This window comes from Cyanobium sp. L1E-Cus (assembly GCF_024345755.1).
In the GTDB taxonomy this organism is placed as follows: domain Bacteria; phylum Cyanobacteriota; class Cyanobacteriia; order PCC-6307; family Cyanobiaceae; genus Cyanobium_A; species Cyanobium_A usitatum.
In genome coordinates, this window is sequence record NZ_JAGQBS010000007.1 from 90,699 (window position 1) to 104,066 (window position 13,368).

A 13,368-nucleotide genomic window follows, 5' to 3' on the forward strand; every position below is an offset into this window, starting at 1 on the left:
GCCGCGGCGATCAAAGCTCCTGCCACTGGCTGGGGTGGGGCGCCAGATATTCCGGTGGCGAGGACCCATCCCTAGCCACGGGTGCTGTTAGGGCGAAATCAATGCTGAGGGAGCACCGCAAATCATCCGGATCCTCGTTGGGAAGCACGGCGTGATCCAGACAACTGGGAAACAGCAGCAGCAGGCCTGCCTGGGGAGCCACATCCAGCCAAGGTGCGCTCCAAGGCGATGCAGCCAACGGACCTTCATGGCCAACTGCCATCCCAGGCACCAGCTCATTCACCTGCCGCTGCGGCCAAAGGCGCAGACAGCCGCTGCGACCGCTGCCATCACCATTGAGGTAATAAATGGCGCTGAGGTGAGCGTTGGGGTGGTGGTGGCGGCCTACCACCTGCCCCTCCTCGCTGAGCACGGGCCAGCAGCGCTGCAGGTGCAAGGCCACTCGGCTGAGATCGAAACCCAATTGCTGCAGAAAAGCTTCTGCATGGCCTGTCAAGCCAGCAATCAGTGGCGCAAAGGCCGGCTGACGCTGCAACTGCCAGACACCATTAAGGTCACCGGTCCAGGCACAACCAGGGTCGGGGTTGGAGCTGGCTTGGCCCCGCAGCTCGTGCAGGGCCTGAAGTTGCAGTGCCGTATCCAGGGGATCAGGCGATAGCTGCACCCTGCCAAGAGCCACCGGAAACAGAGGCTCGATCTGCAAACCAGCCCCCAGACTCAGGACATACCGGCAGAACCGCCAACCACTTCCAGAATTTCCTGGGTAATGGCGGCCTGGCGGGCCTTGTTGTAGTCGAGCGTGAGGCTCTTAGCGAGAGCCTTGGCGTTATCGCTGGCGTTGTTCATTGCCGTCATCCGACTGGCCAACTCCGAAGCTGCTGACTCCTGCAGAGAACGCAGAAGCTGGTTTTCCAGGTAAAGGGGCAGCAGGGCATTGAGCAGCTGATCTGGGCTCTGATCAAACACGATGTCGGAGGGCAGCTTGGGCTGCAAGTTGGAAGTCGTACCCACTTCAACTCCCAGCCGTCCGTCCCGGGTAGTGAGGCGGAAGATCTCGTCTTCAGGGATAGCAATGCCCTGGGGATCAAGGGGCAGCAGGGTCTGAATCACGGGCTTGGAGCTCACCAGGTTGATGAACTTGGTGAAGATGATCTCGACACGATCGGTGCTGCCGGAGAGAAATTCCGCAAGCACTTCGTTGGCGATACCCATCGCTTCACTGGCCTTGGGCACCTGGTCAAGACCGGTAAAGGTGGCGCGAATCGTGTACTGATTAGCGCGATTCTGGAAGTAGGTGATCGCCTTACGACCGATCAATACCAGATCCACCTTGTAGCCCTGGCCAACCAATTCAGCGGTGCGCAGTTCGGTGCGCTTGATGATGTTGGCGTTGTAGCCACCGCACAATCCCCGATCACCGGTAATGGCAAGCAGAGTGATGGTGCCAACCTCGCGCTGCGCGAGCAGGGGAGCGTCGGCATCTTCAAAGCGCATGCGTGACTGAAGATTTTCCAGCACGCGGGCGAGCCGGTCAGCAAAAGGACGGCTGCGCAGCACCTGCTCCTGGGCGCGGCGCACCTTGGCGGCTGCCACCAGGCGCATGGCCTCAGTGATCTTGCGAGTGTTCTTGACCGAACCAATCCGGTCGCGGATATCTTTGAGGTTTGCCATTAGTTATGCCCCTCCTCAAACGGAGGCGAGCATGGTCGACTTCACCTCGTTGATGGCATCCTTGAGCATGGCTTCAGCTTCGTCGCTGAGCTGCTTCTCGGTCTGCACCTTGGAGATGAACTCGGCCTTGTTGCTCTTGAGGTATTCGCGCAGCTCGCGGCAGAACTGCACCACAGACTCGACAGGAACCTCGTCGATCAGGCCCTTGACGCCGGCATAAACCACAGCCACCTGCTCAGCCAGGATTAGGGGGCTGAACTGGGGCTGCTTGAGAATCTCGCGCAGGCGCTTACCCCTGCCGAGCTGCTGCTGGGTTGCAGCATCGAGGTCGGAGGCGAACTGGGAGAAGGCAGCCAGTTCATCGAACTGGGCCAGCTCGAGCTTCAAGGTGCCGGCAATCTTCTTGATCGCCTTGGTCTGGGCGGCACCGCCCACCCGACTCACGGAAATACCAACGTTGATGGCGGGGCGTAGACCGGAGTTGAACAAGTCGGAGCTCAGGAACACCTGGCCATCGGTGATCGAGATCACGTTGGTAGGAATGTAAGCGGATACGTCACCGGCCTGAGTTTCGATAATCGGCAGCGCGGTCATCGAGCCCTTGCCCATGGCATCGCTGAGTTTGGCGGCACGCTCAAGCAAACGGCTGTGGCAATAGAAGACGTCGCCGGGATAGGCCTCACGACCGGGGGGGCGACGCAGCAGCAGGGACATCTGGCGGTAGGCCTGGGCCTGCTTGGTGAGGTCGTCGTAAATCACCAAGGTGGCCTTGCCCTTGTACATGAAAGATTCGGCAAGCGCCGCGCCGGTGTAGGGAGCCAGGTATTGAAGAGCTGCAGCCTCGGAAGCACTCGCAGCAACCACGATGGTGTAATCGAGGGCTCCCTTCTCCCGCAGCACTTCAACCACGTTGGCTACGGATGCGGCCTTCTGACCAATGGCCACATAAACGCAGACGACGTCTTCGCCCTTCTGGTTAATAATCGTGTCGATGGCAATAGCGGTTTTGCCCGTCTGACGGTCGCCAATAATCAGCTCGCGCTGGCCCCGACCGATCGGAATCATGGCGTCGATAGCGGTGATGCCCGTTTGCATGGGCTCGTGCACCGACTTGCGCTGGATGATCCCAGGCGCCATCGATTCGATCAGGCGGGTTTCGGTAGTGGCGATGTCACCCTTACCGTCAATGGGCTGGCCCAGCGAATTAACAACCCGGCCAAGCATGGCGTCGCCAACGGGCACGGCGGCGATCTTGCCGGTTGCCTTGACGGTGCTGCCCTCCTGGATGCCGCGACCTTCGCCCATCAACACCACGCCGACGTTGTCGTCTTCGAGATTGAGGGCGATGCCTTCGGTGCCGTCCTCGAACTGCACCAGTTCACCGGCCATCACCTGCTGCAGGCCATACACGCGGGCGATGCCATCGCCGATCTGCAGAACGGTGCCAACGTTGCTAACCGAAACCGACTTGTCGTAGTCCTCAATCTGCTGCTTGAGGATGGCGCTGATCTCGTCGGGGCGGATGGAAACCATGGGAGGAAGTCCCCACAGGGGGGCTGATGGAGGGGAAGACGGGGAAGCGGGGAGAGGGCTACCGGAGCAAGAAGGTTCCGGAAGTTTGGGCGGACAGAGGAGCTAGCTCACCTGGGCCAGCGCCAGTCCGAGACGGCGCACCTGACCAGAAAGGCTGGCGTCAATGACTTGGGAGCCCATGCTGACGATGAAGCCTCCTATCAAGGAGGGGTCAACCACGAGGTCGAACTCCACCGATTTAGAGCCTGCAATCTCTTGAACCTTGCGGTTGAGCTCAGCCTGCTGCTCCTCGCTGAGGGCAGCAGCAGATGTCACCTTGGCCAAAGTGATGTTGCGCAGCTCCCGATAAAGCTCCAGGAAACGCATCAAAACAGCCTCCATCATGGGCAGGCGCTGGCGGTCGGCCAAGAGCTTGAGCAGGTTTTGCACCGAAGGGGTGACCTGATCGTCGAAAAGCTTTGCCAAAGCAGCCTTCTTGGCTTCCGGCTCAAGGACGGGCGACGCAAGAGCAGCTTTTAGCTCGGGGCTCGAACTCAATACGGCCAGAAGGGATTTTGCCTGTTCGGCAACAGCATCAGTCTCCTTACGAGATTCAGCTACCTGCAGCAACGCATCGGCGTATGGAGTTGCAATCGAGTTGAGGAGTGGCATCAGGCTTTACCCAGGGTTGAAATGGACTGATCGATCAGTCGTGCCTGGGCATCTGCATTGAGCTTGCCGGGGAGGGTGGCAAGTGCTTGGGCAATAGCCCGATTGGCGGCTTCGCGGCGCAACTGGTCGGTGACTCGAGCTGCCTCGGCATTCAAGTCGGCCATGGCTCCCTGCTTAAGCCGAGCCATTTCATCGATCGTGCGCTTTTCGCTTTCCAGCCGCAAAGTTTGGGCACGGGCCAAACCATCAGCGCGAATCTGCTCAGCCTTTTGTTGTGCTGCCGACAAATCCTGCTGGGCTTGAGCTAACGAAGATGTTGCTGCGAGAAGACGCTGCTCAGCATCTTGCAGATCGTTGAGGATGGCTGCACGACGGCGCTCCAGGATGCTGCCGAGGAAACCTGGCAAAAACTTCCAAAGGCCGGCGATCACAATCGCCAAGTTGATGATGTTGGTCTCAAACGGATTGAGGTTGAAACCAAATCCGCCGTGACTTGCTAGCAAAGAGGGGAGCAGGAAAGTCATGAGGCAGCCAGCAAGCGGGTCACGATCAGATCACCGAGCTTGTCGGCGTCCTTATTAAGCCGGTCCATCGCTTGGTCTCGCTGAGAATCAATCTCACGGCGGGCCTGCTCCCGGGAAGCATTGGCATCGGCCGTAGCCGCGGCAAGGGCATCGCGGTAGAGACGATCCATGTCCTGCTCGGCCTCGAGGATCAGCTTTTGGGACTGCTGACGCGCGTCCTTGAGCTGTTCCTTGAGATCGGCTTCCAGCCGCTCGGCTTGAGCCAGCTTCTGCTTGGCGTCGGCGCGGCTAGTGGAGATAAAGCTCTCACGCTCCTCCACGGCCCGTCCTACGGGGCGGAAGAACAGCGAATTCAGAATGAAAGTGAGGAGAACAACCTGAACCGCCATCAGCGGCAGGGTGGCATCGAGGTCAAAAAGACCTCCCTCAGGGACACCTGCTTCGGCGAGCAGAAGCCAGCTGGTCATTTGGGCGAGGGCGCTGGAACGATCGGTCGGGATTGAGGTTTGTGAGCCTGGGAGGGCAGGAGCAACAAGCCCCAGCCCTCCTTCCACTCACAACAACGCTCAACCAGCGAAGGGGTTGGCAAACAACAGCACTAGGGCGACCACAAGGCCGTAGATGGTGAGCGCTTCCATGAAGGCCAGGGAGAGCAGCAAGGTGCCGCGAATCTTGCCTTCGGCTTCAGGCTGACGTGCAATGCCTTCAACGGCGCCGCCAGCTGCGGTGCCCTGACCGATGCCGGGGCCGATGGCACCGAGGCCTACAGCCAGACCAGCGGCCAGAACAGACGCAGCGGAGGTGATGGAATCCATGGTGGAGTGGGGGATTGGGGTCGCGGTTGTGGCGCGTTATGGACCGGGAATAAAACCCTGCGCTGAGGACATCCTTTCAAGGATGGGCCCGGGATGCTACCGGACCTGCGCGAGGGAGATTTAGCAGACCGCCGGAGCGGAGCTGCTGGTGAAGAGCTATTAGTGGTGCTCTTCGTGCACCGCCTCGCCGATGTAGTAGGCAGCGAGGGTGGCAAAAATCAGAGCCTGAATAGCACTGGTGAAAAGACCAAGGAACATTGCAGGCAGGGGCACAATCAATGGCACCAAAAATGCCAGAACTGCGACCACCAGTTCATCCGCCAAGATGTTGCCAAAAAGACGGAAGGAAAGGGAAAGGGGCTTTGTGAAATCTTCAACGATCTTGAATGGAAGCATGATCGGTGTCGGCTCCACGTAGTACTCGAAGTACCTCAGTCCCTTACGGCTCAAGCCGGCATAGAAGTAGGCAAGAGATACCAACAAAGCCAAAGCAATGGTTGTGTTGATATCTGCCGTTGGTGCACCAAGCTCGCCACTGGGCAGGTGGATCAGCTTCCAGGGCACCAGAGCTCCGCCCCAGTTGCTCACAAAAATGAACAGGAACAGGGTGCCGATGAAGGGCATCCAATCGCGGTAAGCCTTCTCACCAATCTGTTCACGGGAGAGATCGCGTATGTAATCCCACAGGAACTCCAGCAGGTTCTGGGTGCCTCGGGGATCACGCTCCAGCTTGCGGGTGCCAACCACTACAAGGGCAAGCAAGGCACCGATAACCACCCAGGAGCTCAGGAAGACCTGGCCGTGAATCTTGAGGTTGCCAAGTTGCCAGTAGAGGTGTTTACCAACCTCCAGTTCAGCAAAGGGGAGAAGGAGAGGCATCGGAGCCAGCGAAGGGGAGTTCGGGGTCGCCAGGGCGACGGAACGGAAACGGGGTCAGGTGTCGAAGACTGCCTGGAGGATCACGGCCGGCTTATAGAGCAAAAAGCCCAGAAGAGCCGGCAGGATCGAAAGTTGGGGGATCCGGGCTGCGATAAGCACCAGGACGACCGGCACCAGCAGCTGAACCTTGCTAACCCGCCGGGCATTTTCTCCCAGCTTGGTGACACTGCGGCTGAGCAGCCACAGGTAAAGAAGGCCAGCTAGAGCACCCACCAACAGGCTGGAAGCCGTGGAGATGGAGCCCAAAACGGCTGTTACTGCCACCGCCACTGCCGAAAGCAGCAAGGTTGCTAGCAAAAGCCGGCGTTGGAGCCGGAAATAACCATCCATGCCATTGCTGACATCGACGGTTAGCGCTGGCAGGGTTGATGCACCGGTGGCATCATCCAGCTGCACGACCGCTCCACCAGCCTGAACTGCCGTTGAAACGGTGGGTTCAGGGTCGGGAAGTAGGGGGCAGGGGAGGGATACCGACAAGCGCGCTCAAATCCCTGAAAAGGCGCGCGGAATCTATCACGGTGCTGATCCCCGCCCCCTCAGAGCACCGGCAGCAAAACCCTCTGGTTCAGCAGTTGGCGGGCCACGGCAAGCCGTTGCGCTGCAGGCCAATCCAAAGGCAGCTGGCCGATCGCCACACCCGGTGCGCTCTCAAGGGCAGCCATCAAATTGAGCCCCGCCTCGCTGACGTCAAGGGGCGTTAGGTCTGGCCCCATCAAGCGGGTGGCTGGCCAACCCCAAAGGCAGCGGTTTATTTCACCCCGCGCTGCCAGCAAAACTTCGTCGTCGCTCCAATCGGGTGCCCTCACCGCACCATGGCTGAGAAAAAATTCGAAATGGCTGATATCGGGATCAAGCTCCTCCACCAGGCTCCACTGCTCAAGCTGACTAAGGCCCTGGGCCCGCTCCAGCAGCTCACCACTAAGCAAGCGCGCGGGCGACCACACCTCCGGATTGGAAAACCCGGCAAACTCCAAACCGGCTGAGGCGACAAAAGCCAGCAGACGTTCGAGGTTGTAGCTGGTCTCTTGGGGGTGCAGATACATATCCGCAAAATTGGCATCGGCTGCCGTGTCGACGATCCAGCGCCGCTCGTGATGCTGGCGCAGTCGGTTTCCCTCAGGCAACTCAGCCAGCAGCTGGCGACCCAGCCTTAGCCCCTCCGCTCCTGAACCGACGGCCAGCCGCGTCAAGGCGCGCTGGGTGCGGTGAATTTCCCAGCGGCCGCCATCCGCATACAGAAAGAGATGCAGTAGCCCGCCTGGCCGCAGCAAGCCAGCCAATGACTGCAAACCAGCCTCTGGCTCGCGCAGGTGGTGCAGAACGCCAACGGAATTGATGTAGTCGAAGGGTCCCTCCCCCGCCAGATCCAGCAGGCTGCGCTGTTCGATACGCAACTCCCGCACTGCTTTTGCAGCCCCTGAACGTCGGGTGCGCTCCCGTGCCACCTCAAGCGCTCCGCCGCTGATATCTACCGCCAGCACCGAGGAACCGGGGTTGAGGTGGCAGAGGTAATCGGTGCTGACGCCGGTGCCGCAGCCGGCGTCGAGAATCCGCCAAGGCCGTTCACCTTGGTCGGAGCGCAGCGGTAGGGCTCCAGTAGCAGCAGCCCAGGCGCTATCGACGCACCAGCGCCAGTTGTATCCAGGGGGTGGGCCGTCTTGGAGGGGGTCTCCCGGGTAGGGGAAACGGTCGTAAAAGGCGCTCACCATCGGCGTGGCGGCATCACTGGCAGGCAAGGACGGATCAGCGGCAACCGGCTGAGCTTTTCACGTCCAGCGGCCACTGGAACGAGTCAAAACGGGTCAATTGGCATCAGCAAGCCAGCGAAGCTGCAAACATTTGTTCATGGCTGGGCAAAGGCCCCGAGGGCCCGCCGTAACGTGGCCCAGCCCGGTTCGCTCTCGTCAATGACCGTGACCGCCAGCAGCGGCAGCACCAGGGTTTCACCCCAGCGCTACGACACCCTGCCGCTCTCCAGCGTCCGTCAGGCGGAGCAACAGGATCGCTTCCCCGACGGCGGCGAGCTTGAAACCCTGGTGGCGTTTTTCCAGAGTGGCCAGCAGCGCTTAGAAGCTGCACGCCGCATCTCAGAAAACGCTGATTTCATCGTGGCCAAGGCGGCCAACCGGATCTTCTCCGGCGGCACGCCCCTCTCCTACCTAGATGCTCCTTTGAGCGTCGTCAGCGGTAGGTCCAGCGACGCCACCCCCTTGGCCGCTGACCAGGCCGCCTTCCAGCGTTCGGTGCAGACCTTCGCCCAGGGCACCGGCAACTCCAGCGGCAACCTGATCACTCGCTTGCTCGAAAGCACAGGTGGCGACGCCGATGTAAGGGTTGTGCTGCCCACCGGCTTCAGCCCGATTGCCGTGGGCCGTTACGGCACCGATCGGATGCGCAAGTCGCTGCGCGACATGGGCTGGTTCCTCCGCTATGTGGGCTACGCCCTGGTGGCAGGAGACCCCAGCATCCTGGCCGTGAACACCCGCGGCCTGCGCGACATATTGGAGAAGGCCTGCTCCCTGGCGGCTACCAATGTGGCCCTGCAGGAAATGCGCGCCGCAGCCGCCGGCCTCTGCAAAGACAATCCCCAGGCCCGCGAGCTGGTGATCCAGTACTTCAACGTGCTGCTCGCCGAACTGCAGGTGGCCACACCAAGCACCCGGCAGCGCCTCGGCAGCCCTGAAAGTCAGGGCCTCCAACTGCCTGCCACCTATGCCCTAGCCGCAGACGGCAAGCAGCGCTTCATCATGAGGCCGCGCCTAAGTGGTGCCCAAAAGGCCGAAGTGATTCGGGCCGCCTACCGCCAGGTTTTTGAACGGGACATCGCCAAGGCATACAGCCAGACGCCCTGCCCGGCTGAAGCCAGCCAGGTGCGCCAGGGCCAGCTTTCCATGCGGGAATTCATCCGCTCCCTCGGCCACAGCAAGGAATATCGCCAACAGTTTTTCGGCCGCTTCTCCAATAGCCGGGCGGTTGAGCTGGCCTTCCGCCACTTCCTCGGTCGCGGCATCAGCTCCCGTGAGGAATTCACCCGCTACTTCGACATCGTCAGCGTCCAAGGCCTGAATGGCCTAGTGGATTCCCTGATCAATACCCTTGAATACGCGCGGGTGTTCGGCGAGGAAACCGTGCCCTACCTGCGGGATCTCGGTGAAGAAGCCCAGGAGAGTGCCGGCTGGGGATCAAACCGCAAGCTATTCCGCTTCAGCGCTCCTTTTGAAGGCGCACCCCAATACGTCACCCTCTACGCCTCCTATCGCCAACCCTTCGCCGATCAGCACGTCTACGGCGGCGGCAACGATCCACTGGCCCTCAACTTCGGCGCGATTTTCCCTTCCGGCACCGCCTCAGTGGCCACCCGGCCAGCGCCCTACGGCTACGACAGCCGCCGCATCCTGATCGGCAATGGCATGGCCCAGCCTGGCCAGATGGACAGCGCCCAGTTCCGTAAGGCCAAGCCCCGCCGGGTGGGGCCCAAGGTTGTACGCCTCCAGCAGATTGCTACCGGCGGCAGCTCCGTGCCACGCCGCGGCGGCCAACCCAGCATCCGTGGCACTGAAGCCAGCACCCAGGCCGTTATTAATGCGGTCTATGTGCAAGTTTTAGGCACTTCTGGCTATGCCGGAGAGCGCAATAAGGTTGAAGAAATCAAGCTCGAGAACGGCGATATCAGCCTGCGGGAATTCATCCGCCAGGTCGCCCGCTCCAAGGCCTTCCGCCGCCGTTATTGGAGCGGCCTTTACATCACCAAGGCCATCGAGGTGATCCATCGCCGGCTGCTAGGTCGCCCAACCTTCGGGAGATGGGAAATTGACGCCTACTTCGATACTGCTGCCCGCACCGGCTTCTACGGCGTCGTCGACAGGATCCTGAACAGCGTCGAATACAACGAAACCTACGGCGAAGACACAGTCCCCTACGAGCGTTTTGTCACCGCTACTGATCGCAATGCGCGTAAGGTGCCCGGCCTGAACCGCCCCTTCGATGCATCTGCCTATGCCAATGAATTTACCCAGGACAAACGTCCAAACGTGCCCGTTGATCAGACCGTACGCACTACCGGGGATATAACCAATCGAAATCTGTCGGGGCGCCGGCAGATTGTCGTGGGGAGCTGGACAGCTCAGACCGTAGGGGGAGAAACCATGACGGCATCTCAGCCCGAAGACAACTTCATCGCAGGGCCGGGCAGCATCCGCCAAGCACCTGCCCCAACTCGCCGCTGGAAGTAGGCCCCTACGTCCAGCAACGCCTCAACCGCATGCCACCCCTGCGCGCCGCTTCAGCGACTTCGAGCCTCCCGGAGACACATCGGGGGCTTTTTTATGATCAAGATAATAATTGTCGCAAAAGTTGAGCCGCAAGCCGAAACAAGTGGAGCGATTAGCGAAGCAAAATGATGAATAATTGCTGCGCCAAGCCGCTATTAATAATATCGCTCAAAGCCATTGCGCCGCAAGGGGTTTTTCAGCCACAAACGCCATGAAGAACTGTTACCACCAGGGGAGCAGCGAGGGGCTTTGCCGCAGAATGATTTGGCGATCGGCGCAAGTCGATCCTTTCCCTTACCCACCGGATATCGGTCTCCGTCAAGGCGGCCGCTTGTTTCGAGGCAGAACTGCATGAGCATCGTCTCCAACTCGATCATCAACGCGGACGCGGAAGCCCGCTATCTCAGCCCTGGCGAACTCGACCAGATCAAGTCCTTCGTGGGCGCTGGTCAACGTCGTATCCGCGTCGCCCAGGTTCTCGGAGAAAGCCGCGAGCGCATCGTCAAGACCGCTGGTGGCGCCCTGTTCCAGCGGCGTCCCGACGTGATTTCCCCCGGCGGCAACGCCTACGGCGAGGAGATGACCGCTTCGTGTCTCCGCGACATGGACTACTACCTGCGTTTGGTGACCTACGGGATCATCGCTGGCGATGTGACCCCCATCGAAGAGGTTGGCATCATCGGAGCAAAGGAGATGTATCGCTCCCTCGGCACTCCCCTCGATGCCATGGCTGAGTCCGTGCGGGAAATGAAGAACGCCGCCATGGGCCTACTCACCGGCTCTGACGCTGAAGAAGCCGGCTTCTACTTCGACTACGTCATTGGCGCCCTCTCCTGAGGCAGCGTTCTTTTACTACTCCCCGCCACCACAGCTGGATTCATGCAAGACGCGATCACAAACGTCATTAACCAAGCCGACGTTCAGGGCCTATACCTGGACGACTCCGCCATGGGCCGCCTGGAGCAGTACTTCACCAGTGGTGAACTGCGCGTCCGCGCCGCTGCCACCATCAGCGCCAATGGTTCGGCGATCATCAGAGAGGCCGTAGCTAAGTCGCTGCTGTATTCGGATGTCACCCGTCCGGGCGGCAACATGTACACCACCCGTCGCTATGCAGCCTGCATCCGCGATCTGGACTACTACCTACGTTACGCCACCTACGCCATGCTAGCTGGGGACACCTCCATCCTCGATGAGCGGGTGCTGAATGGTCTCAAGGAGACCTATAACTCCCTGGGTGTACCCATTGGTGCCACCGTGCAATCCATCCAGGCCATGAAGGAAACCACCGCTGCACTGGTGGGTCCTGATGCTGGTCGTGAAATGGCCGTCTACTTCGACTACATCTGCTCCGGCTTGGGCAACTGATCCCTGCCATCGGCACACCCGAGGATCATCTCCATGCGTCTGTTCAAGATCACGGCTTGCATTCCTTGCCCGGAAAAGAGCCGCTCCCAGCGTGAGCTTCAAAACACCTATTTCACCAAATGGGTGCCCTACGACAGCTGGTTCGCTGAGCAGCAGCGGATCATGAAACAGGGCGGCAAGATCCTCAAAGTAGAACTAGCCGCTGGGCGTCGCCAACAGAACGTCGGCAACTGAATAGTCAGTACCTTTCGTTTCTCCCCAAGCTCGGCAGATGCCGGGCTTTTTTATTGTTTGACTCTGGTTGCCAGGGGTCGACACCCCCCCCCCGAGCACGGCTCAATGGGTTGACGATGGCCCCACCTCTGCACTCCCAAATTCCAGCCTTGGCCCGCACCGCAACTCACACCCCCCACCGCGACGCAGTCAGCGGATCTCAGAAGGCTGGGGCGCTGCTGCCGTTGCCCTGGTCCCAATGGCCAGCAGAGGCCAGATTGCTTCTGGGCATGGTGGCGCTCTGGAGCGTGATCGGACTACTGGTGCTCACCTCCGCCAGTTGGTGGGTAGCTGAAAGGGAGATGGGTGACGGCGCCTTCTATCTCAAGCGCCAGTTGATTTGGATGGCTGCTAGCTGGGGGCTGCTCTGGCTCGGCCTGCGCACCAGCCTGCGACGCTGGCTGCACCTGGCTCCGCTGGGGTTGTGGGTTGGGATCGTTCTGGTCGCAGCCACCCTGGTAATGGGCAGCACTGTCAACGGCGCCAGTCGCTGGCTGGTGCTTGGACCGGTACAGCTGCAGCCATCGGAATTGGTCAAGCCTTTTGTGGTGTTGCAGGGCGCTGCCCTGTTTGCCCACTGGAAGCGAATCGGCAACGACCAGAAACTGCTCTGGCTAGGGGCATTTGGGGCCCTGATCCTGCTGATCCTCAAGCAACCAAACCTCAGCACCGCCGCCCTATCCGGGCTGCTGCTCTGGCTGATGGCCCTGGCTGGGGGCCTTTCCCTGCCCATGCTGCTCGGGGCAGCCGGAGCGGGAGGGCTGCTTGGCAGCGCCAGCATCATGATCAACGAATACCAGCGTTTGCGGGTGGTGTCCTTCCTGGATCCCTGGCGGGATGCCCAGGGGGATGGTTACCAACTGGTGCAGAGCTTGATGGCGATCGGCTCAGGAGGCTTCCTAGGCGAAGGGTTTGGCCTTTCCACCCAGAAACTGCAATACCTGCCGATCCAAAGCACAGATTTCATTTTTGCTGTGTTTGCTGAGGAATTTGGCTTCGTGGGCTCGCTGGTGCTGTTGCTGTTTTTGCTGCTGTTTGGCTTTGTGGGCCTGAGGGTTGCCCTCAGCTGCCGCAGCAACCAGCAGCGCCTAATCGCCATCGGCTGCACCACCTTGCTGGTGGGCCAATCCATCCTCAATATCGCCGTAGCCAGCGGTGCCATGCCCACCACCGGCCTGCCTTTGCCACTGATCAGCTACGGCGGCAACTCCTTGATGGCCAGCCTGCTTATTTGCGGCCTGCTGATCCGCTGCTCGCTGGAGGCAGGCGGTCTTGCCCCTACCCCTAGGCGCCGGCGCACCGCAGCTGCCCGATAGGCTGATT

Annotated in this window: 14 protein-coding genes and 1 pseudogene; 5 read left to right on the forward strand and 10 right to left on the reverse strand. The window is 60.4% G+C overall.

The genetic code is table 11. The annotated features are described in order from the left end of the window. Positions 1–10 precede the first annotated feature (10 nt). The 10 genes from KBZ22_RS08385 to KBZ22_RS08430 all read right to left on the reverse strand — a co-directional run bounded on the left by KBZ22_RS08385 (position 11) and on the right by KBZ22_RS08430 (position 7,842). Positions 11–703: a TIGR02466 family protein gene (locus KBZ22_RS08385; protein WP_254940973.1), complete on the reverse strand. Its 693-nt coding sequence runs from the start codon at positions 701–703 to the stop codon at positions 11–13. Between the two features lie 14 nt (positions 704–717). Further along, entirely contained in the window at positions 718–1,671 is a 954-nt protein-coding gene (locus KBZ22_RS08390; RefSeq protein WP_255021684.1) for a F0F1 ATP synthase subunit gamma, read from the reverse strand. 15 nt (positions 1,672–1,686) lie between these two features. Continuing rightward, positions 1,687–3,204, reverse strand: coding sequence for a F0F1 ATP synthase subunit alpha (atpA, locus tag KBZ22_RS08395; RefSeq protein ID WP_254937417.1), 1,518 nt, complete (start codon positions 3,202–3,204; stop codon positions 1,687–1,689). Positions 3,205–3,306: 102 nt separating this feature from the next. Beyond that, positions 3,307–3,855 (reverse strand): ATP synthase F1 subunit delta, encoded by a 549-nt coding sequence (atpH, locus tag KBZ22_RS08400; protein ID WP_254940971.1) that lies wholly within the window; start codon positions 3,853–3,855, stop codon positions 3,307–3,309. Next, complete coding sequence (locus KBZ22_RS08405) at positions 3,855–4,379, reverse strand: F0F1 ATP synthase subunit B (RefSeq protein ID WP_254940970.1); 525 nt, start codon at positions 4,377–4,379, stop codon at positions 3,855–3,857. The genes atpH and KBZ22_RS08405 overlap by 1 nt, the downstream gene beginning before the upstream one ends. Then, on the reverse strand, positions 4,376–4,846 hold the full coding sequence (locus KBZ22_RS08410; protein ID WP_254940969.1) for a F0F1 ATP synthase subunit B': 471 nt from the start codon (positions 4,844–4,846) through the stop codon (positions 4,376–4,378). The genes KBZ22_RS08405 and KBZ22_RS08410 overlap by 4 nt, the downstream gene beginning before the upstream one ends. A gap of 99 nt (positions 4,847–4,945) precedes the next feature. Next, positions 4,946–5,194 carry an ATP synthase F0 subunit C gene (gene atpE, locus KBZ22_RS08415; protein ID WP_106502337.1) on the reverse strand — a complete coding sequence of 83 codons (249 nt, stop codon included), beginning with the start codon at positions 5,192–5,194 and terminating at the stop codon, positions 4,946–4,948. Positions 5,195–5,353: 159 nt separating this feature from the next. Then, positions 5,354–6,073, reverse strand: a complete 720-nt coding sequence (gene atpB, locus KBZ22_RS08420; protein ID WP_396093617.1) for a F0F1 ATP synthase subunit A — start codon at positions 6,071–6,073, stop codon at positions 5,354–5,356. Positions 6,074–6,127: 54 nt separating this feature from the next. Then, positions 6,128–6,610 carry an ATP synthase subunit I gene (locus tag KBZ22_RS08425; protein ID WP_255021685.1) on the reverse strand — a complete coding sequence of 161 codons (483 nt, stop codon included), beginning with the start codon at positions 6,608–6,610 and terminating at the stop codon, positions 6,128–6,130. 59 nt (positions 6,611–6,669) lie between these two features. Then, positions 6,670–7,842 carry a methyltransferase gene (locus tag KBZ22_RS08430; RefSeq protein ID WP_255021707.1) on the reverse strand — a complete coding sequence of 391 codons (1,173 nt, stop codon included), beginning with the start codon at positions 7,840–7,842 and terminating at the stop codon, positions 6,670–6,672. Between the two features lie 198 nt (positions 7,843–8,040). On the opposite strand from KBZ22_RS08430, the pseudogene KBZ22_RS08435 reads away from it, so the two are divergent. The 5 genes and pseudogenes from KBZ22_RS08435 to KBZ22_RS08455 all read left to right on the forward strand — a co-directional run. Continuing rightward, a pseudogene (locus KBZ22_RS08435) lies at positions 8,041–10,362 on the forward strand (phycobilisome rod-core linker polypeptide); the annotation flags it as partial. A gap of 393 nt (positions 10,363–10,755) precedes the next feature. Next, positions 10,756–11,241, forward strand: coding sequence for an allophycocyanin (locus KBZ22_RS08440; RefSeq protein WP_106502340.1), 486 nt, complete (start codon positions 10,756–10,758; stop codon positions 11,239–11,241). A 42-nt stretch (positions 11,242–11,283) separates the two neighbouring features. Beyond that, complete coding sequence (gene apcB, locus KBZ22_RS08445; protein WP_106502341.1) at positions 11,284–11,772, forward strand: allophycocyanin subunit beta; 489 nt, start codon at positions 11,284–11,286, stop codon at positions 11,770–11,772. Positions 11,773–11,805: 33 nt separating this feature from the next. Next, complete coding sequence (locus KBZ22_RS08450) at positions 11,806–12,006, forward strand: phycobilisome linker polypeptide (RefSeq protein WP_106502342.1); 201 nt, start codon at positions 11,806–11,808, stop codon at positions 12,004–12,006. A 149-nt stretch (positions 12,007–12,155) separates the two neighbouring features. Beyond that, the gene (locus tag KBZ22_RS08455) at positions 12,156–13,361 is read left to right on the forward strand and encodes an FtsW/RodA/SpoVE family cell cycle protein (RefSeq protein ID WP_396111854.1); all 1,206 of its coding nucleotides are present in this window, start codon (positions 12,156–12,158) and stop codon (positions 13,359–13,361) included. Positions 13,362–13,368: the final 7 nt, after the last annotated feature.